Origin of the sequence: Variovorax endophyticus, assembly GCF_025376855.1 — a bacterium.
Lineage (GTDB): Bacteria > Pseudomonadota > Gammaproteobacteria > Burkholderiales > Burkholderiaceae_C > Variovorax.
On record NZ_JAHUTH010000045.1, the window covers coordinates 26,392 to 43,694 of the forward strand.

The following is a 17,303-nucleotide window of genomic DNA, read 5'->3' on the forward strand; positions in this document are numbered from 1 at the left end:
GCCAGGAGACCGACATGCATTTCTCGATGACCCGCCGCCGCCTGACCAGCGCCCTCGGCCTCGCGCCGCTGGGCTGCATCGCCGCCTCGCCCGCCGCCACGCCCGACAGCTGGCTGATGCCCGACGAAGCCGCGCCGCACCGCGCCACCTGGATGTCCTTCGGCCCGAGCGAGGCGATCTGGGGCCGGCGCCTGCTGGCGCCGGTGCGCCAGCACCTGGCCCGCATCGCGCGCACCATCGCCGAGTTCGAACCCGTGCACCTGCTGGTTCGCGAACGCGAGCACGACCTGGCCGCGCGCCTGTGCGGCAACCGCGTGCAGCTCGAGGTGCAGCCGGTGGACGACCTCTGGATGCGCGACACCGGGCCGGTGTTCGTGCGCAATGCGGCGGGCGAATGGGGCGGCGTCGACTTCAACTTCAACGGCTGGGGCGGCAAGCAGGCACATGCCGACGATGCCGAGGTGGCGGGCTATGTGAGCGGTGCCGCCAAGGCACGGCCGCTGGCCACGGAGCTGGTGCTCGAGGGCGGCGGCATCGAGGTCGACGGCGCGGGCACGGCGCTGATCACCGAGAGCTGTGTGCTCAACGCCAACCGCAATCCCGGCTGGCGCAAGGAGGACTGCGAGGCCGAACTGCGGCGCCTGCTGGGCCTGCGCAAGATCATCTGGCTGCCCGGCATCGCGGGCCGCGACATCACCGACGGCCACACCGACTTCTATGCGCGCTTCGCGGCACCGGGCATCGTGGTGGCGGGCCTGGAGAACGACCCCGATTCCTACGACCATGCCGTGACCCGGCGCCACCTCGAGATCCTGCGACAGGCCACCGACGCGCGCGGCCAGCGCCTGCGCGTGGAAGTGCTCGCAGGGCCGGATTCGGTGCGCGACGCCTACGACAGCGACGAGTTCGCGGCCGGCTACATCAACTTCTACGTCTGCAACGGCGCCGTCATCGCGCCGCAGTTCGGCGATGCGCGCGCCGACGGCAACGCCCGCGCACTGCTGCGCGAGCTGTTCCCGAAGCGCGAGGTGGTGCAGCTCGACATCGATGCGATCGCCGCGGGCGGCGGCGGCATCCACTGCACCACGCAGCAGCAGCCGCGCTGAAGTTCCTCAGGCCACCGGCGGCAGTCGATCGAGCAGCTTGTCGAGCGTGATCGGATAGCTGCGCACGCGGATGCCGGTCGCGTTGTAGACCGCGTTGGCGACCGCGGCCGCGACGCCGCACATGCCGAGCTCGCCCACGCCCTTGGCCTTCATCGGCGAGGAGATCGGGTCGGTCTCGTCGAGGAAGACCACGTCCTGGTGCGGGATGTCGGCATGCACCGGCACCTCGTAGCCCGCGAGGTCGTGGTTGACGAAGAAGCCGTGCCGCTTGTCGACCGCCAGTTCCTCCATCAGCGCGCCGCCCACGCCCATGGTCATCGCGCCGATCACCTGGCTGCGCGCGGCCTTGGGGTTGAGGATGCGGCCTGCTGCGCAGACCGCGAGCATGCGCCGCACGCGGATCTCGCCGGTGACCGCATCGACGCCGACCTCGACGAAGTGCGCGCCGAAGGTCGACTGCTGGTACTTCTTGTCGAGGTCGCCGTACTCGATGCCGTCCTCGGCCGAAAGGCCCTCGGCGCCCGCGGCCTCGGCCAGCGGCACCGCGCGCTCGCCGGCGTGCACCATGCCGTCGGCAAAGCTCGTATCGGCCACCGCGAAGCCCAGCTTGCCCGCCACCGCCTCGCGCAGCTTCATGCAGGCCGCGAACACGCCCGAGGTCGAGTTGTTCGCGCCCCACTGCCCACCCGAGCCGGCCGAGGCCGGATAGGCCGAATCGCCGAGCCGCACCTGCACCTTGTCGAGCGGCAGCCCCATGGTCTCGGCGGCGGTCTGCGCAATGATGGTGTACGAGCCGGTGCCGATGTCGGTCATGTCGGTTTCCACCGTGACCACGCCGCGGTTGTCGAGCCGCACGCGCGCGGCCGACTTCGTGAGCAGGTTGTTGCGGAAGGCCGCGGCCACGCCCATGCCGACGAGCCAGCGGCCGTCGCGCTGTTGCCCCGGCGACGCGTTGCGCCGGTTCCAGCCGAAGCGCTCGGCGCCGGTGCGCAGGCATTCGATGAGGCTGCGCTGCGAGTACGGGCGCTCGGGCTTCTCGGGATCGACCTGGGTGTCGTTGAGCACGCGGAACGCGATCGGATCGATTCCGAGCTTCTCGGCCATCTCGTCCATCGCGACCTCGAGCGCCATCAGGCCCGGCGCCTCGCCGGGCGCGCGCATCGCGTTGCCCTCGGGCAGGTCGAGCACCGCGAGCCGCGTGGCCGTGAGCCGGTTCGCGCCGGCATACAGCAGCCGGGTCTGGTTGACCGCCGTCTCGGGCTGGCCGCCCTCGAGGTCGCCCGACCAACCCTCGTGCGCGATGGCGGTGATGCGGCCGTCGCGCGCGGCACCGATGCGGATGCGCTGCACGGTCGCGGGCCGGTGCGTGGTGTTGTTGATCATCAGCGGTCGCGTCAGCGCCACCTTCACGGGCCGACGCGCGGCGCGCGCGCCCAGCGCGGCGAGCAGCGCATCGGCGCGCACGAACAGCTTGCCGCCGAAGCCGCCGCCGATGAAGGGCGAGACCAGGCGCACGTTCTCCTTCGGGATGCCCAGGGTCTTGGCGACATCGCCGACGCCCCAGGCGATCATCTGGTTGGCGGTCCAGATCGTGAGCCGGTCGCCCTGCCACTGCGCGATGGAGGCATGCGGTTCCATCATCGCGTGCGACTCGTCGGGCGTGCTGTAGGTCGCGTCGAGCTGCACCGGCGCCGCGGCGAAGGCGCCCGCGAAATCGCCGACCTTCGTCTCCGGCTCGCCCGAGAAGGCACTGGCCTTGGGCGGCTTCGCCGACGCCATCTCGGCCGCGAGGTCGAAGCGGCCGGCCGCGCGCGTGTACTCGATGCGCACCAGCTGCGCCGCGGCGCGCGCCTGCTCGAAGCTCTGGGCCACGACCACGGCCACCGCCTGGTGGTAGTGGTCGATCTCGGGGCCGGCCAGCAGCTTGGCGGTGTTGAAGTCGCCCTTGGCGAGCTTGCCGGCATTGCGCGCGGTGACGATCGCCAGCACGCCGGGCGCGGCCTGCGCGGCGCGCAGGTCCATCGAGGCGATGCGGCCCTTGGCGATGCCGGCGCCGATCACGTAGCCGTAGGCCGCGCCCGGCACTTCGGCATGGCGTTCGTAGGCATAGCGCGCGCTGCCGGTGGTCTTGACCGGGCCGTCGATGCGGTCGGTGGGCCGGCCGATGACCTTGAGCTGGTCGATCGCGTTGGTGGTCGCGGGGGTGTCGAATTTCATGATGTTCAGCTCCTCGCCTGCACCAGGGCCGCCGCGAGCGCGCGTTCGGCCAATGGCAACTTGAATGCGTTCTCGTGGGTCGGCTGCGCATCGGCCATGAGGCGTGCGCTCACCGCGCGCGCGCCCTGCGGCATCGCGGCCTCTGCGGCCTCGATGCGCCATGGCTTGTGCGCGACGCCGCCGAGCGCCACGCGCCCGGTGCCGTCGCGCTGCACGATGGCCGCCACCGACACCAGTGCGAAGGCATAGGAGGCGCGGTCGCGCACCTTGCGGTAGACCTGCGTGCCGCCCACGGGCCGCGGCAGCGTCACGCCGGTGATCAGCTCGTCGCGCTCGAGCGCGGTCTCGATGTGCGGCGTGTCGCCGGGCAGCCGGTGGAAGTCGGCGATCGGGATCACGCGCGTGCGCCCGTCGGGCTTCACGGTCTCGACGGCCGCGTCGAGCACGCGCATCGCCACTGCCATGTCGCTCGGATGGGTCGCGATGCAGGCCTGGCTGGCGCCGATCACCGCGAGCTGCCGCGTCACGCCGCCGATGGCGCTGCAGCCGCTGCCGGGGCGGCGCTTGTTGCAGGGCTGGTCGGTATCGTAGAAGTAGGGACAGCGCGTGCGCTGCAGCAGGTTGCCGGCCGTGGTCGCCTTGTTGCGCAACTGGCCCGAGGCGCCGGCCAGCAGTGCGCGCGACAGCACGCCGTAGTCGCGGCGCACGCGCTCGTCGGCCGCCAGGTCGGTGTTGCGCACCAGCGCGCCGATGCGCAGGCCACCGTCGGTGGTCGCCTCGATGCGGTCGAGCTTCAATGTGTTCACGTCGACCAGGTGCACCGGCGCCTCGATCTGCAGCTTCATCAGGTCGAGCAGGTTGGTGCCGCCCGCGATGAACTTGGCGCCGGGATGGCCGGCCACGGCCGCCGCGGCCTGCGCGGGCGTCTGCGCGCGCTCGTAGGTGAAGGGCTTCATGCGCGGCTCCCTGCCACCTCGGTGATGGCGTCGACGATGTTCGAGTAGGCGCCGCATCGACAGATGTTGCCGCTCATGCGCTCGCGCAGTTCGTCGGCCGACAGCAGCGGCCGCGCCGTGAGGTCGGCGCTCACGTGGCTGGGCACGCCGCGGTGCACCTCGTCGATGGCCCCGACCGCCGAACAGATCTGGCCCGGCGTGCAGTAGCCGCACTGGTAGCCGTCGTGCTTGACGAAGGCCGCCTGCAGCGGGTGCATCGCCTGCGGCGTGCCCAGTCCTTCGATGGTCGTGACCTGCGCGCCCTCGTGCATGACCGCGAGCGTGAGGCAGGAATTGATGCGGCGTCCGTCGAGCAGCACGGTGCAGGCGCCGCACTGGCCGTGGTCGCAGCCCTTCTTGGTGCCGGTCAGGTGCAGGTGTTCGCGCAGTGCATCGAGCAGGGTCGTGCGCGTGTCGAGTTCGAGCGCATGCGATTGGCCGTTGACCTGCAACGAGAGTCTGGTGGAGGGCATGTTCGTGGGCGATGGTGATGCTGCGGCCGGCGCGGCCGCGGCGGGAAGGTGGGACGAGACTGCCGCGGCGGTGGCGGCGGTCGCGATGAGAGCATCGCGCCGGGTGATCGAGGTCGTGGGGCTTTCCATGGGGGACTCCTGTGGTTGGAGGGTCGGATGCGCGTGGGAACACTGCTGATAGCGCGAGCCATCGGGGATTGCAGTAGGAGAAGGGATGTTGTTGGGTCCCGTGGGTGGCTCGCCGCGCGCGGGTGGCGGGTGCTTGCGCTCGTTTGCCCGTCTGGTGCGGGCGTGGCGAAGCACCATTCTTGGGAAGCGCTCGCGGAATCGATTGCGCGTTTCGCGCGTTTTCTTGCCTGATTCGACGAGCTTGCGCGGGTGCGCGGCGATGCGAACGTTCGTGTGTAAGAAGGCGGGCTTACAAGTGGCTGTGGCTACGCCCGACGCCGCGAGCCAGCGCCTCGGTCGCGCCTACCAGCGTCCCAACGAAAAAAGTCCCGTCGCATGGGCTGCGCGGGACTTTCAAAAAAGCGGACCTGGATGATCCTGGCGGAGAGTGTGAGATTCGAACTCACGGACGGTCGCCCGTCGGCAGTTTTCAAGACTGCTGGTTTAAACCACTCACCCAACTCTCCGGAGCCGGCGATTCTATGCCGAGCCCGGCCCGTGCTCAGTCCTCGGGCAGGAACAGGGTCTGCAGGTCGCTGAGGAAATCGAGCCCGCGCTCGGTGGGCCACACGCGACTCAGGTCGCGTTCGACGAGGCCCTTGCGCTCGGCCTCCTCCAGTCCGCGCTGGATCGCGGTGAAGGCCAGGCCGGTGCGCTCGCCGAACTGCATCAGCGTGAAACCGGCCTTCAGGCGCATGGCGTTCAGCATGAACTCGAACGGCAGGTCGGCCAGCGCGACCTCGTCGCTCTGCGCGACGGCGGTGCCGGCACGGGCGTTGTCCATGTACAGGCGCGGTTCGCGAAAGCGCACCTGGCGCACGATGCGGTGGGCGAAGCTGAGCTTGCTGTGGGCACCGGCGCCGATGCCGAGGTAATCGCCGAACTGCCAGTAGTTGAGGTTGTGCGCGCAGGTATGGCCGGGCCGCGCATAGGCCGAGACCTCGTAGCGCGACATGCCGATGGCGCCGGTGCGCTCGGTGATGCGGTCGAGCATGGCGTAGGCGATGTCGTCCTCGGGCAGCTGCGGCGGGAACTTGGCGAACCAGGTGTTCGGCTCGATGGTGAGGTGGTAGACCGACAGGTGCGGCGGCGCGAGCGCGAGCGCCTGCGTGAGGTCTGCGTCGAGCTGCTCGAGCGACTGGCCCGGCAGCGCGTACATGAGGTCGAGGTTGAAGGTGTCGAACGAAGCGGCTGCCTCCTCGGCGGCGGCGATCGCCTGGGCGCGGTCGTGCACGCGGCCCAGCGCCTTCAGGTGCTCGTCGTTGAAGCTCTGCACGCCCAGCGACAGCCGGGTGACGCCGGCCGCGCGGTAGGCGCGGAAGCGGTCGCGCTCGAAGGTGCCGGGGTTGGCCTCGAGCGTGATCTCGCAGTCGGGCGCGAGCTTGAGGCGCGCGCGCACGTCGCCCAGCAGGCGGTCGATGGCCTGGGGCGAGAAGAGGCTCGGGGTGCCGCCGCCGATGAAGATGGCCTGCACGCCACGGCCCCAGATCAGCGGCAGCGCGGCATCGAGGTCGGCAATGAGCGCGTCGATGTACGCGGACTCGGGCATGCCGTCGGCCTCGGCGGTGCTCGTGGCGCGCCACTCGTGGGAATTGAAGTCGCAGTACGGGCACTTGCGCAGGCACCACGGCAGGTGGATGTACAGCGTGAGCGGCGGCAGCGCCGTCAGCTGCAGCGGGCCGGGGCGCATCCAGTGCAGCACGTCGTTGGCGTGCGGCGCGCCGGCCGGCGCCGCGGGCTGGATGGGAACGACGGACGAGGGAGCGCTCACAGCCATCGCTCGCGCATCAGCGCCAGCATGGCGCGCGCGGCCTGGCCGCGGTGGCTGTGGGCGTTCTTCACCTCGGGCGTGAGCTGGGCGAAGGTCTTGCCGAAGGCGGGCAGGTACATCACGGGATCGAAGCCGAAGCCGTTGTCGCCGACCGGCGCCGGCGCGATCTCGCCGGCCACGCGGCCCACCGCGATCAGCGGCTCGGGGTCGTCGTGGCGGCGCAGCGCGACCAGGGTGCTGACGAGCGCGGCGCGGCGATTGGCCTGTCCGGCCAGTTGCTCGAGCAGCGCCTTCACGTTGTTGGCATCGCCCTTGGGATAGCCGAACTGGGTGGCGTAGTAGGCGGTGTCGACGCCCGGCAGGCCGCCGAAGGCATCGACGCACAGGCCGGCGTCGTCGGCGATGGCGGGCAGGCCGGTGGAGGCGCTGGCGTGGCGCGCCTTGGTCAGCGCGTTCTCGACGAAGGTGCGGAACGGCTCCTCGGCCTCGCTCACGCCGAGCTCCGACTGCCGCACGAGCGTGACGTCGAGTTCGGCGAAGAGCTGCTGCAGTTCGGCCAGTTTGCCGGCGTTGTTGGAAGCCAGGACGAGTTTCATACGTGGAAAGGAATAACGACGGCGGCCTTCTGCGGGCCGCGGTTCATGGCTGCTACTTCGACTGCAGGGCCTGCTGCTGCAGGACGACGAGTTCGCCGATGCCCTTCTCGGCCAGGCCCAGCAGCAGGTTCATCTCCTCGCGTGTGAAGGCCACGCCCTCGGCCGTGCCCTGCACTTCGACGAAGTGGCCGGCGCCGGTCATGACGACGTTCATGTCGGTGTCGCAGGCGGAGTCCTCGGTGTACTCGAGGTCGAGCAGCGGCGTGCCGCCGACGATGCCCACCGAGATGGCGGCCACATGGCCCTTGATCGGCGAAGCGGCCAGCGTGCCGGCGGCGATCAGTTTGTTGACGGCATCCTGCGCGGCGACGAAGGCGCCGGTGATGGCGGCGGTGCGGGTGCCGCCATCGGCCTGCAGCACGTCGCAGTCGAGGTGGATGGTGCGTTCGCCGAGCGCGGCGAGGTCGAACACGGCGCGCATCGAGCGGCCGATGAGGCGCTGGATTTCCTGCGTGCGGCCGGTCTGCTTGCCCTTGGCGGCCTCGCGACTGCTGCGGGTGTGGGTGGCGCGCGGCAGCATGCCGTACTCGGCCGTGACCCAGCCTTCGCCGCTGCCCTTCTTGTGCGGCGGCACCTTCTCCTCGACCGAGGCGGTGCACAGCACGCGGGTCTGGCCGAACTCGATCAGCACCGAGCCTTCGGCGTGGATGGTGAAGCCGCGCGTGATGCGCACGGGGCGCAACTGGTCGGCGGCGCGGCCGCCGCTACGGGTGAAAGCTGTCATGGTCTGATGAAGAAAAAGGAAGGGAAAAACACGGGCGCGCCCTCGAACGGGAAGGCGCGGAACGATTCAGGTCTTGCGGGCCGCCGAACGCCGGATGGCTTCGTTGATCTCGGCGATCGAACGCTCGATGGCGTCCTCGTCGAGGTCCTCGATCTCGTCGTCGGCGAGCATGCCGGCCTGGATGGTCGAGGCGAACACGCCGTCGCTGATGCTGTCGGTGGAGATGCCGGGCTCCTCGCCGGGCGCGTCGGGCATTTCCCATTCGAGCGCGATCAGCGTCACGTTGTCGCTGTGCGAGCCGCCCTTGCGCAGCGCCATCTCGGCGAGGTCGGGGGCGGCATCGGACACGGGCTTGCCGGACGACAGGGTATGGACGATGAGCGCGTCGTCGAGCACGCCCCAGACGCCGTCGGAGCACAGCATGATGCGGTCGCCGCGCTGCAGCGCCAGCGGGGCCGACACGTCGAACAGCGGCGTGGTGGGCGAGCCGAGGCAGGTGAGCAGCAGGTTGCGGTTGGCGGGCGAGGACTCGGACACGCCGCGGTGGCGCGGGCGCTCGGCATGCGAATGGTCGAGCGTGCGCACCAGCAGGCGGCCGTCGCGCACGACGTACAGGCGCGAGTCGCCGCAATGCATCCAGGTGGCCATGCCGGCCTGCAGCACGGCTGCGACCACGGTGGTGCGCGGGGTGTCGAGCATCGCCTTGCTGCTGGCGTAGCGCATGATCTGCTGGTGTGCGGCCATCGCCGATTCGGCGAGGAAGGCCTTGGGGTCCTTCACCATCGGGCGCGCCTCGCGCTGGTAGAGCGCGGCCACGGTCTGCAGCGCGATCTGCGCGGCCACCTCGCCCTCGGGATGGCCGCCCATGCCGTCGGCCAGCACGAACAGGCCCGATTCGCGCGTGTAGCAGTAGCCCATGCGGTCTTCGTTCTTGACGCGGCCGCCCTTGCGGCTGACCTGGAAGACGGAGAACTTCATGGCCGCGTTTCCAGGCGGGCAAGGATCGGGGAGGCGATGCGCTGCGTCGTCATGCCGGGCGGGTCGTCGGTGCCGCCGCGCGGGGCGCGCTCTTCTTGTCGAAGGAGCGGATGTTGTCGATCGACAGGCGCACCTTCTCGCCCACGGTGAGCTTGGTGTAGCGGCGCTCGCCCTCGCGGCTGAGTTCCTTCTGCAGCGCGAACACGGACTGCGGGCGCGAGAGCGGATCGAGCGACATGCACCACTCGACCACCTCGATGAGGTTGTCGGAATAGACGCCGCGCAGGCGCGACAGCGAGAGGCTGAGGCGGTCCTTCTCGATGCGGCGCGGCGCGTCGTTGGGCGGGTAGCCCTGCATGCAGGCGTAGATGCAGGCGCCGATCGCGTAGATGTCGGTCCAGGGGCCCATCGAGGAATCGCGGCGGTACATCTCGGGCGCTGCGAAGCCGGGCGTGTACATCGGGCGGATGAAGATGCCTTCCTTGCTGAGCACCTCGCGCGCGGCGCCGAAGTCGATCAGCACGGCCCGGTCGTCGTCGGTGACGAAGATGTTGGCGGGCTTGATGTCGAGGTGCAGCATCTTGTACTGGTGCACGATGCGCAGGCCGCGCAGGATCTCGTCGAACAGCGAGCGGATCGTCGATTCGCGGAACACCTTCTGCCGCTTGAGGTCGCGCGCGGTGACCACGAAGTCCTGCAGGGTCGCGCCCTCCAGGTAGTTCATGACCATGTAGACGGTCTCGTTCTCGCGGAAGAAGTTGAGCACGCTGACCACCGAGGCATGCGAGATCTGCGCGAGCGAGCGGCCTTCCTCGAAGAAGCTCTTGAGGCCGAGGCGGTACAGCGAGAGCTTCTCGGCCGGCACCTGCGGGGCGAGTTCGCCGGGGCCGCGGGTGGCGAGCGAAGAAGGGAGATACTCCTTGACCGCGACCTGCTGGCCGCTGGGGTCGATCGCCAGGTACACCACCCCGAAACCGCCCGCCGACAACCTGCGAACGATGCGGTAGCCGCCGATGGTCGTATCGGGCGGCAGAGGTGACGGCTTGACCTTTGACATAATCCGGGAGTTTCGCCCGAAGGCGATGGTGCGGCAAGCGAACGCCGTGCCGGTGCCTCGGTGCATGCAAGCAGAACCACAGAGAGGCGCAATGCCAGTTTACAGCATGACCGGCTATGCCAGCGGCCAAAACGGCCCCTCGGGCAGCCACGCCGAAGCCGACGCGCGGCCCTCCGCCGCGGGCCGGCTCGGGGTCGAAATCCGCTCGGTCAACAGCCGCTTCCTCGACCTCACCTTCAAGCTCCCCGAAGAGCTGCGCCAGCACGAGACCGCCCTGCGCGAACTGCTGACCGGCCGCCTCAAGCGCGGCAAGGTCGAGCTGCGCGCGGCCATCGAAAGCAATGCCCAGGGCGGCGTGGCGGAGCCCTCCGTCAAGCTGCTGCAGCGGCTCAACGGCGTGCAGGACGGCATCAAGGCCTGGCTGCCCGGCGCGCGCGAACTCAGCGTGGCCGACGTGCTGCGGCTGGCCGGCAGCGACAGCGCGCCGCGCGGCGACTGGGGCGCCGACCTGCTCGAGGTGGCCGGCAAGGCGCTCGATGCCCTGGTGTCGGCACGCCAGCGCGAAGGCGCGCGGCTGGCCAAGATGCTCGAGGCCCACCTGGGGCAACTGCGCGAGCTGGTCGCCCAGGCCGGACCGCTGGTGCCGCAGCTGGTCGAACAGCAGCGCACCCGTTTCCTCGAGCGCTGGCAGGAGGCCATGGGCCTGGGCGCCAACGGCGGCGGCACGCTGCCCGAGGCGGCGCAGGACCGCGCGCTGACCGAGGCGACCGCGTTCGCGATCCGCATCGACGTGGCCGAGGAGCTGACGCGGCTGAACTCGCATCTCGACGAGATCGAGCGGCTGCTCAAGAAGGGCGGCGAGATCGGCAAGCGGCTCGACTTCCTGATCCAGGAGCTGCATCGCGAGGCCAACACGCTGGGCTCCAAGTCGGCGGCGCTGGAACTCACGCGCATCGGCGTGGACATGAAGGTGCTGATCGAGCAGATGCGCGAGCAGGTCCAGAACATCGAGTGAGCGAGCGAGTGAAGGAAAGCATGGACTATCCCGGCAACATCTTCGTGGTTGCGGCACCGAGCGGGGCCGGCAAGTCGAGCCTCGTGAAGGCCCTGATGGAGCTCGACTCGGCGGTGCAGCCCTCCGTGTCGCACACGACGCGCTCGCCGCGCGGGCAGGAAAAGCACGGCCGCGAATATTTCTTCGCCTCGACCTCGGAGTTCGACGCCATGGTGGCCTCGGACGCCTTCGTCGAATGGGCCCACGTGCACGGGCAGCGCTACGGCACCTCCAAGAAGGCGATCGAGGAGCGCATCGCCCAGGGCGCCGACGTGATCCTCGAGATCGACTTCCAGGGCGCGCTGCAGATCCGCAAGGCCTTCGCGAACGCGGTGATGATCTTCATCCTGCCGCCGAGCTGGGAAGAGTTGCGCTCGCGGTTGGAACGCCGGGGCGAGGACAGCGCCGCGGTCATCGAACTGCGGCTGCAGAACGCCGCCGAAGAGATGGCGCAGGCCGGGAAATTCGATTTCGTTATAATCAACGAGTTATTTGAGCGCGCACTGTTCGATCTCAAGGCGATCGTCCACGCTCAGCGGCTCCGGTATTCCGCACAGCGACGCGCGCGTGCCGACACTTTCGCCGCCCTGAACATCCCCTGATTCCTCGCTCACCGACCGAAAGATTCCATCATGGCCCGCATCACCGTCGAAGACTGCCTGCAGCAGATCCCCAACCGCTTCCAGCTCGTGCTCGCCGCGACCTACCGCGCGCGCATGCTGAGCCAGGGCCATGCCCCGAAGATCGAAAGCAAGAACAAGCCGGCCGTGACCGCGCTGCGCGAGATCGCCGAAGGCAAGATCGGCCTGGAAATGCTCAAGAAGGTTCCCGGCTGATTGCTGACGCAGGCTTGCAACGGAAAAGCACCGCGACGCGGTGCTTTTTTTACGCCTGATCACGTCCACACAGCGGTCACGCTAAAGTGATAGCCATGAGCGCGGTCGCAAAATCTCAGTCCCATGCCCCTGCGGGCACGCCGAAGCCGAGCCCGGCGGCGCTGAATGCGGCCGCCGCCAGCTTCGCGGCCCTGACGGCCAGGCTCGACTACCTGAGCCCCGAAGACACCGAACTGGTCCGCCGCGCCTACCGTTTCGCCGACGAGGCCCACCTGGGCCAGCTGCGCAACAGCGGCGAGCCCTACATCACCCACCCCATCGCCGTGGCGGCGCAATGCGCCGAGTGGAAGCTCGACGCGCAGGCCCTGATGGCCGCCCTGCTGCACGATGCCATCGAGGACTGCGGCGTCACCAAGCCCGAACTGATCGAGCGCTTCGGCGCGCCGGTGGCCGAGCTGGTGGATGGCCTCACCAAGCTCGACAAGCTGCAGTTCAACACGCGCGAGGAGAACCAGGCCGAGTCCTTCCGCAAGATGCTGCTGGCGATGGCGCGCGACGTGCGCGTGATCCTGGTCAAGCTGGCCGACCGCACGCACAACATGCGCACGCTGGCCGACGCGCCGCGCGAAAAATGGGCCCGGATCTCGCGCGAAACGCTCGACATCTACGCACCCATCGCGCACCGGCTCGGCCTCAATCAGACGTACCGCGAGTTACAGGAACTGTCGTTCCGGCACCTCAAACCGTGGCGCTATGCAACGTTGGCCAAGGCCGTGGCCAAGGCGCGCGGTCGCCGGCGCGACCTGATCCAGAAGGTGCAGCGCGAGGTCGAGACCGCCTTCGCCGCCGCCAACATGACGCTGCGGATCGCGGGGCGCGAGAAGACGCTCTATTCGATCTACCGCAAGATGGAGGAAAAGCACCTGAGCTTCGCCCAGGTCACCGACATCTACGGCTTCCGGCTGATCGTGCCGAACGTGATCGCCTGCTACACCGGCCTGGGCATCCTGCACCAGATGTACAAGCCGCTGCCGGGCAAGTTCAAGGACCACATCGCGATCGCCAAGCTCAACGGCTACCAGTCGCTGCACACCACGCTGGTGGGCCCGGCGGGCGTCAGCGTCGAGTTCCAGCTGCGCACCGACGCCATGCACGTGGTGGCCGAGTCGGGCGTGGCGGCGCACTGGCTCTACAAGGCCGCGGACCCGAGCACGGCCAGCAACGACCGCCTGGGCACCAAGTGGCTGCAGTCGCTGCTCGACATCCAGGACGAGACGCGCGACGCCGCGGAGTTCTGGGACCACGTCAAGGTCGACCTGTTCCCCGACGCCGTCTACGTCTTCACGCCCAAGAGCCAGATCATGGCGCTGCCGCGCGGCGCGACCGTGGTCGACTTCGCCTACGCGATCCACAGCAACATCGGCGACCACACCTCGGCCGCGCGCATCAACGGCGACCAGGTGCCGCTGCGCACCGAGCTCAAGAACGGCGACGTGGTCGAGGTGATCACCGCGCCGGTCTCCACGCCCAATCCGGCCTGGCTCGGCTTCGTGCGGACCGGCCGTGCGCGCTCGAAGATCCGCCACTACCTCAAGACCCTGGCCCACGCCGAATCCGAAGGCCTGGGCGAGAAGCTGCTGGCGCAGGCCCTGCGCGCCGAAGGCCTGAGCAAGCTGCCCGAGGACGATGCGGAGCACCAGCCGCTGTGGGAAAAGCTGCTGCGCTTCACCGGCAACCGCACGCGCGCCGAACTGCTGACCGACATCGGCCTGGGCAAGCGCATCGCGAGCATCGTGGCCAAGCGGCTGATGGCGCTCATGGCCGAGCTCGGCGAGCGCCCCGACGCGCTGCTGTTGAGCCGCGAGCGCTTCATCTCGCACGAAACCATCTCGCAAGGCGCGGTCACGCTCGACGGCAGCGAGAACTCGTCGGTGCGCTTCGCGCTGTGCTGCCGCCCGATCCCGGGCGACCCGATCGTGGGCTACCTCGGCCACGGCGAGGGCCTGGTGGTGCACACCGAGGCCTGCGGCGTGGGCCAGCGCCTGCGCCACAAGGACAGCGAACGCTTCTTCGCGGTCGAGTGGGCCGACGAACCGACACGCGCCTTCGAAACCGGCGTGATCATCACCGTGCGCAACGACAAGGGCGTGCTGGCGCGCGTGGCCGCCACGCTGGCCGATGCCGAAGCCGACATCACCCACGTCGAGATGGCCGACGAGACGCCGCAGGATTCGACCGACCTGCGCTTCGTGATCGCGGTGCGCGATCGCTCGCACCTCGATGCGGTGCTGCGTTCGGTGCGCCGGACCACCTCGGTGCTGTCCGCCGCGCGCAGCGTTCCCGCGTCCTGATTCCGCGCCTGCGGCGCAGCCTCTATGCGGCGCCTGGCCCCGGCGCCGGATAGACGACCGACAGCAACTCGACCTCGTGCGTGCCGCCCGGCGTCACGAGCTTGACCACGTCGCCCTCCCGCGCCTTCAGCAGCGCCCGCGCGATCGGCGAGATCCAGCTGACCTGCGACTGCGCGCTGTCGGCCTCGTCGATGCCGAGGATCGTCACGCTGCGCTCGTCGCCGTTCTCGTCCGCATAGCGCACCGTGGCGCCGAAGAAGACCTGGTCGCTGCCCTGGTGCACGGAGGGGTCGGTCACCTCGGCGATCTCGAGGCGCTTGGTGAGGAAGCGGATGCGGCGGTCGATCTCGCGCAGCCGCTTCTTGCCGTAGAGGTAGTCGCCGTTCTCCGAGCGGTCGCCGTTCTTGGCGGCCCAGTGCACGGCCTCGACCACCTTGGGCCGCTCCTCGTCCATCAGGTGCAGCAACTCGGTCCGCAGCCGCTCGTAGCCCGCCGGCGTGATGTAGTTCTTGCCGCCCGCGGGCAGCGGCGGCATGGCGCCGTCGGCGCCATCGTCGTCCGCGTCGGAATCCGTTTCCTTGGTGAATGCCTTGTTCAAGCGACGCCTTTCGGAGATCGAAAGAAAAGCGTGGCGTCCGCCGTGCACGGACGAGCCCCGCACCAAAAAGAAAAGGGTCAACTCGTTTCCGAGTTGACCCTTGAAGAGTGGTGCGGCTGGCAGGAATTGAACCCACGACCCCTTGGTTCGTAGCCAAGTACTCTATCCAACTGAGCTACAGCCGCACAGCTTGCGATCATAGCACGTATTTTTGGGACCTTTCCGATTCGTCGAAACAAATCTCAAAAATACGGGTGGTAGGCCGTGCTGGGCTTGAACCAGCGACCAACGGATTATGAGTCCGCTGCTCTAACCAACTGAGCTAACGGCCCACGTGGACCCGATTCTATTCGCGCCGAAAAGGCGCCCCGCTACTTGCGGTGGCTCAGCGCGTTGCTGACCAGCCTCGAGGTGATGTCGACGATCTGGATCATGCGCTCGTAGGGCATGCGCGTCGGGCCGATCACACCCAGCGTGCCCACGACCTGGCCGTCGACCTCGTAGTTGGCGCTGACGATGGACAGCTCCTCGACCGGCACCACCTGGCTCTCGCCGCCGATGAAGATGCGCACGCCCTCGGCCTTGCTCGACACGTCGAGCAGCCGCATCAGCTGCGCCTTCTGCTCGAAGAGCTCGAAGGCGCGCCGCAGCTGCCCCATGTCGCTCGAGAAATCGCTGACCGCGAGCAGGTTGCGCTCGCCCGAGATCACGACGTCGTCTTCCTGCGATTCGCTCAGCACGTCCGAGCTGACCTTCACGGCCGCCTGCATCAGCGCCGCGATCTCGCCGCGCAGCGTGTCGACCTCGGACTGCAGCCGGTCGCGCACCTGCTCGATCGTCAGGCCCGCGTAGTGGGCGTTGATGTAGTTCGCGGCCTCGACCAGCTGCGACTGCGAGTAATCGGCCTCGGGAAAGATCACGCGGTTCTGCACGTCGCCCTCGGGCGAGACGATGATCACCAGCAGCCGGCGGTCCGACAGGCGCAGGAACTCGATCTGCTTGAACACCGACGAACGCCGTGGCGCCATCACCACGCCGACGAACTGCGAGAGGTTCGACAGCAGGTGCGCCGCATTGGCGATCACGCGCTGCGGCTGGTCGGGCGCGAGGCTCGGCGCGGCCAGGTGCTCGCGCTGCGCGGTGAGCATGGTGTCGACAAAAAGCCGGTAGCCGCGCGCCGTGGGCACGCGGCCGGCCGAGGTGTGCGGACTGGCGATCAGCCCGAGCGCCTCGAGGTCCGACATCACGTTGCGGATGGTCGCGGGCGAGAGGTCCAGGCCCGAGGAACGCGAGAGCGTTCGCGAGCCGACCGGCTGGCCGTCGGCGATGTAGCGCTCGACGAGCGTCTTGAGCAGCAACTTGGCGCGGTCGTCCAGCATTGCAAGATTTTAGTGTTGTAATTTGTAGCCATGACTTCCCCCTTTCGTCACGTCGCGCTGATCGGCAAATACCAGGCTTCCGGTGCCCGGTGCGGCGAGCGCGACAGCGTGATGGAAGGCATCGCGAGCTTCCTCGAATCTCAAGGCTGCAAGGTCTACGTCGAGCAACCGCGCGGCGACGACGAACCGGCCCAGGCGCTGCCCACCGGCGACCGCTACGAAGCCCTCACGGTCGAGCAGATCGGCCAGCAGTGCGACCTCGGCCTGGTGGTCGGCGGCGACGGCACCATGCTCGGCATCGGCCGGCAGCTCGCGGCTTTCGGCATCCCGCTGATCGGCATCAACCGGGGCCGGCTCGGCTTCATCACCGACATCCCGCTCGACAACTACCAGGCCACGCTGATCCCGATGCTGGCCGGCGAATACGAGGAAGACCACCGCAGCCTGATGCACGCGCAGGTGATGCGCGACGGCGCCGTGGTGTTCGACGCGCTCGCGATGAACGACGTGGTGGTCAACCGCGGCGCGACCTCGGGCATGGTCGAGCTGCGGGTGTCGGTGGGCAAGCATTTCGTGGCCAACCAGCGCGCCGACGGCCTGATCATCGCGTCGCCCACGGGCTCGACGGCCTATGCGCTGTCGGCCGGCGGGCCGCTGCTGCATCCGGCGGTGCCGGGCTGGGTGCTGGTGCCGATCGCGCCGCACACGCTGTCGAACCGCCCGGTGCTGCTGCCCGATGCCGACGAGATCGTGATCGAGCTCGTGGGCGGGCGCGACGCCAGCGCGAATTTCGACATGCAATCGCTGGCCTCGCTCGCGATCGGCGACCGCGTGGTGGTGCGCCGCTCCGATTTCCGCGTGCGCTTCCTGCATCCGCGCGGCTGGAGCTATTTCGACACGCTGCGCAAGAAACTGCATTGGAACGAAGGAGGTTCCTGAG

Annotated in this window: 16 protein-coding genes and 3 tRNA genes; 6 read left to right on the forward strand and 13 right to left on the reverse strand. The window is 68.9% G+C overall.

Annotated elements, in window-relative coordinates; translation table 11 throughout:
- The first annotated feature begins 14 nt into the window (after nt 1-14).
- Nucleotides 15-1,106, forward strand: a complete 1,092-nt coding sequence (locus tag KV106_RS37080; RefSeq protein WP_261216971.1) for an agmatine deiminase family protein — start codon at nt 15-17, stop codon at nt 1,104-1,106.
- 6 nt (nt 1,107-1,112) lie between these two features.
- On the opposite strand, the gene paoC is transcribed toward KV106_RS37080, so the two are convergent.
- From paoC to KV106_RS37125, 9 genes are all read right to left on the reverse strand, one after another.
- On the reverse strand, nt 1,113-3,323 hold the full coding sequence (gene paoC, locus KV106_RS37085) for an aldehyde oxidoreductase molybdenum-binding subunit PaoC (RefSeq protein ID WP_261216972.1): 2,211 nt from the start codon (nt 3,321-3,323) through the stop codon (nt 1,113-1,115).
- Nucleotides 3,324-3,328: 5 nt separating this feature from the next.
- Complete coding sequence (locus tag KV106_RS37090) at nt 3,329-4,279, reverse strand: FAD binding domain-containing protein (protein WP_261216974.1); 951 nt, start codon at nt 4,277-4,279, stop codon at nt 3,329-3,331.
- On the reverse strand, nt 4,276-4,920 hold the full coding sequence (gene paoA, locus KV106_RS37095) for an aldehyde dehydrogenase iron-sulfur subunit PaoA (protein WP_261216976.1): 645 nt from the start codon (nt 4,918-4,920) through the stop codon (nt 4,276-4,278). The genes KV106_RS37090 and paoA overlap by 4 nt, the downstream gene beginning before the upstream one ends.
- Before the next feature lie 418 nt (nt 4,921-5,338).
- Nucleotides 5,339-5,426, reverse strand: a tRNA-Ser gene (locus KV106_RS37100).
- A 35-nt stretch (nt 5,427-5,461) separates the two neighbouring features.
- A complete protein-coding gene (gene hemW / locus KV106_RS37105) occupies nt 5,462-6,736 on the reverse strand; it encodes a radical SAM family heme chaperone HemW (protein ID WP_409976598.1) in 1,275 nt (424 codons plus the stop codon).
- Nucleotides 6,727-7,326 (reverse strand): RdgB/HAM1 family non-canonical purine NTP pyrophosphatase, encoded by a 600-nt coding sequence (gene rdgB / locus KV106_RS37110; protein WP_057595164.1) that lies wholly within the window; start codon nt 7,324-7,326, stop codon nt 6,727-6,729. The genes hemW and rdgB overlap by 10 nt, the downstream gene beginning before the upstream one ends.
- A gap of 52 nt (nt 7,327-7,378) precedes the next feature.
- Nucleotides 7,379-8,110, reverse strand: a complete 732-nt coding sequence (gene rph, locus KV106_RS37115; protein WP_093341137.1) for a ribonuclease PH — start codon at nt 8,108-8,110, stop codon at nt 7,379-7,381.
- Between the two features lie 66 nt (nt 8,111-8,176).
- Complete coding sequence (locus KV106_RS37120) at nt 8,177-9,088, reverse strand: PP2C family protein-serine/threonine phosphatase (protein ID WP_057595161.1); 912 nt, start codon at nt 9,086-9,088, stop codon at nt 8,177-8,179.
- A 49-nt stretch (nt 9,089-9,137) separates the two neighbouring features.
- Entirely contained in the window at nt 9,138-10,145 is a 1,008-nt protein-coding gene (locus tag KV106_RS37125; protein ID WP_057595160.1) for a serine/threonine protein kinase, read from the reverse strand.
- Between the two features lie 91 nt (nt 10,146-10,236).
- Here KV106_RS37125 and KV106_RS37130 point away from each other — a divergent pair, with 91 nt between their 5' ends.
- From KV106_RS37130 to KV106_RS37145, 4 genes are all read left to right on the forward strand, one after another.
- The gene (locus KV106_RS37130; RefSeq protein ID WP_261216980.1) at nt 10,237-11,160 is read left to right on the forward strand and encodes a YicC/YloC family endoribonuclease; all 924 of its coding nucleotides are present in this window, start codon (nt 10,237-10,239) and stop codon (nt 11,158-11,160) included.
- A gap of 20 nt (nt 11,161-11,180) precedes the next feature.
- Entirely contained in the window at nt 11,181-11,801 is a 621-nt protein-coding gene (gene gmk / locus KV106_RS37135; protein ID WP_057595158.1) for a guanylate kinase, read from the forward strand.
- A gap of 30 nt (nt 11,802-11,831) precedes the next feature.
- Nucleotides 11,832-12,035: a DNA-directed RNA polymerase subunit omega gene (gene rpoZ / locus KV106_RS37140; RefSeq protein WP_057595157.1), complete on the forward strand. Its 204-nt coding sequence runs from the start codon at nt 11,832-11,834 to the stop codon at nt 12,033-12,035.
- Between the two features lie 95 nt (nt 12,036-12,130).
- Nucleotides 12,131-14,386 carry a RelA/SpoT family protein gene (locus KV106_RS37145; protein WP_057595156.1) on the forward strand — a complete coding sequence of 752 codons (2,256 nt, stop codon included), beginning with the start codon at nt 12,131-12,133 and terminating at the stop codon, nt 14,384-14,386.
- Nucleotides 14,387-14,408: 22 nt separating this feature from the next.
- Here KV106_RS37145 and greB read toward each other — a convergent pair whose 3' ends face one another.
- The 4 genes from greB to hrcA all read right to left on the reverse strand — a co-directional run bounded on the left by greB (nt 14,409) and on the right by hrcA (nt 16,363).
- On the reverse strand, nt 14,409-14,984 hold the full coding sequence (gene greB, locus KV106_RS37150; RefSeq protein ID WP_261216983.1) for a transcription elongation factor GreB: 576 nt from the start codon (nt 14,982-14,984) through the stop codon (nt 14,409-14,411).
- A gap of 108 nt (nt 14,985-15,092) precedes the next feature.
- A tRNA-Arg gene (locus KV106_RS37155) sits at nt 15,093-15,169 on the reverse strand.
- A 70-nt stretch (nt 15,170-15,239) separates the two neighbouring features.
- Nucleotides 15,240-15,316, reverse strand: a tRNA-Ile gene (locus tag KV106_RS37160).
- Between the two features lie 39 nt (nt 15,317-15,355).
- A complete protein-coding gene (gene hrcA / locus KV106_RS37165) occupies nt 15,356-16,363 on the reverse strand; it encodes a heat-inducible transcriptional repressor HrcA (protein WP_057595154.1) in 1,008 nt (335 codons plus the stop codon).
- Nucleotides 16,364-16,393: 30 nt separating this feature from the next.
- Between hrcA and KV106_RS37170 the strand changes: the two genes are divergently transcribed.
- Entirely contained in the window at nt 16,394-17,302 is a 909-nt protein-coding gene (locus KV106_RS37170) for an NAD kinase (protein WP_057595153.1), read from the forward strand.
- The last annotated feature ends 1 nt before the right edge of the window (nt 17,303 follow it).

Excerpts from the sequence above, each read along its gene's own strand:
- KV106_RS37080 (WP_261216971.1), top strand. The coding sequence starts at position 15 with ATGCATTTCTCGATGACCCGCCGCCGCCTGACCAGCGCCCTCGGCCTC.
- paoC (WP_261216972.1), bottom strand. The coding sequence starts at position 3,323 with ATGAAATTCGACACCCCCGCGACCACCAACGCGATCGACCAGCTCAAG.
- KV106_RS37090 (WP_261216974.1), bottom strand. The coding sequence starts at position 4,279 with ATGAAGCCCTTCACCTACGAGCGCGCGCAGACGCCCGCGCAGGCCGCG.
- paoA (WP_261216976.1), bottom strand. The coding sequence starts at position 4,920 with ATGGAAAGCCCCACGACCTCGATCACCCGGCGCGATGCTCTCATCGCG.
- hemW (WP_409976598.1), bottom strand. The coding sequence starts at position 6,736 with ATGGCTGTGAGCGCTCCCTCGTCCGTCGTTCCCATCCAGCCCGCGGCG.
- rdgB (WP_057595164.1), bottom strand. The coding sequence starts at position 7,326 with ATGAAACTCGTCCTGGCTTCCAACAACGCCGGCAAACTGGCCGAACTG.
- rph (WP_093341137.1), bottom strand. The coding sequence starts at position 8,110 with ATGACAGCTTTCACCCGTAGCGGCGGCCGCGCCGCCGACCAGTTGCGC.
- KV106_RS37120 (WP_057595161.1), bottom strand. The coding sequence starts at position 9,088 with ATGAAGTTCTCCGTCTTCCAGGTCAGCCGCAAGGGCGGCCGCGTCAAG.
- KV106_RS37125 (WP_057595160.1), bottom strand. The coding sequence starts at position 10,145 with ATGTCAAAGGTCAAGCCGTCACCTCTGCCGCCCGATACGACCATCGGC.
- KV106_RS37130 (WP_261216980.1), top strand. The coding sequence starts at position 10,237 with ATGCCAGTTTACAGCATGACCGGCTATGCCAGCGGCCAAAACGGCCCC.
- gmk (WP_057595158.1), top strand. The coding sequence starts at position 11,181 with ATGGACTATCCCGGCAACATCTTCGTGGTTGCGGCACCGAGCGGGGCC.
- rpoZ (WP_057595157.1), top strand. The coding sequence starts at position 11,832 with ATGGCCCGCATCACCGTCGAAGACTGCCTGCAGCAGATCCCCAACCGC.
- KV106_RS37145 (WP_057595156.1), top strand. The coding sequence starts at position 12,131 with ATGAGCGCGGTCGCAAAATCTCAGTCCCATGCCCCTGCGGGCACGCCG.
- hrcA (WP_057595154.1), bottom strand. The coding sequence starts at position 16,363 with ATGCTGGACGACCGCGCCAAGTTGCTGCTCAAGACGCTCGTCGAGCGC.
- KV106_RS37170 (WP_057595153.1), top strand. The coding sequence starts at position 16,394 with ATGACTTCCCCCTTTCGTCACGTCGCGCTGATCGGCAAATACCAGGCT.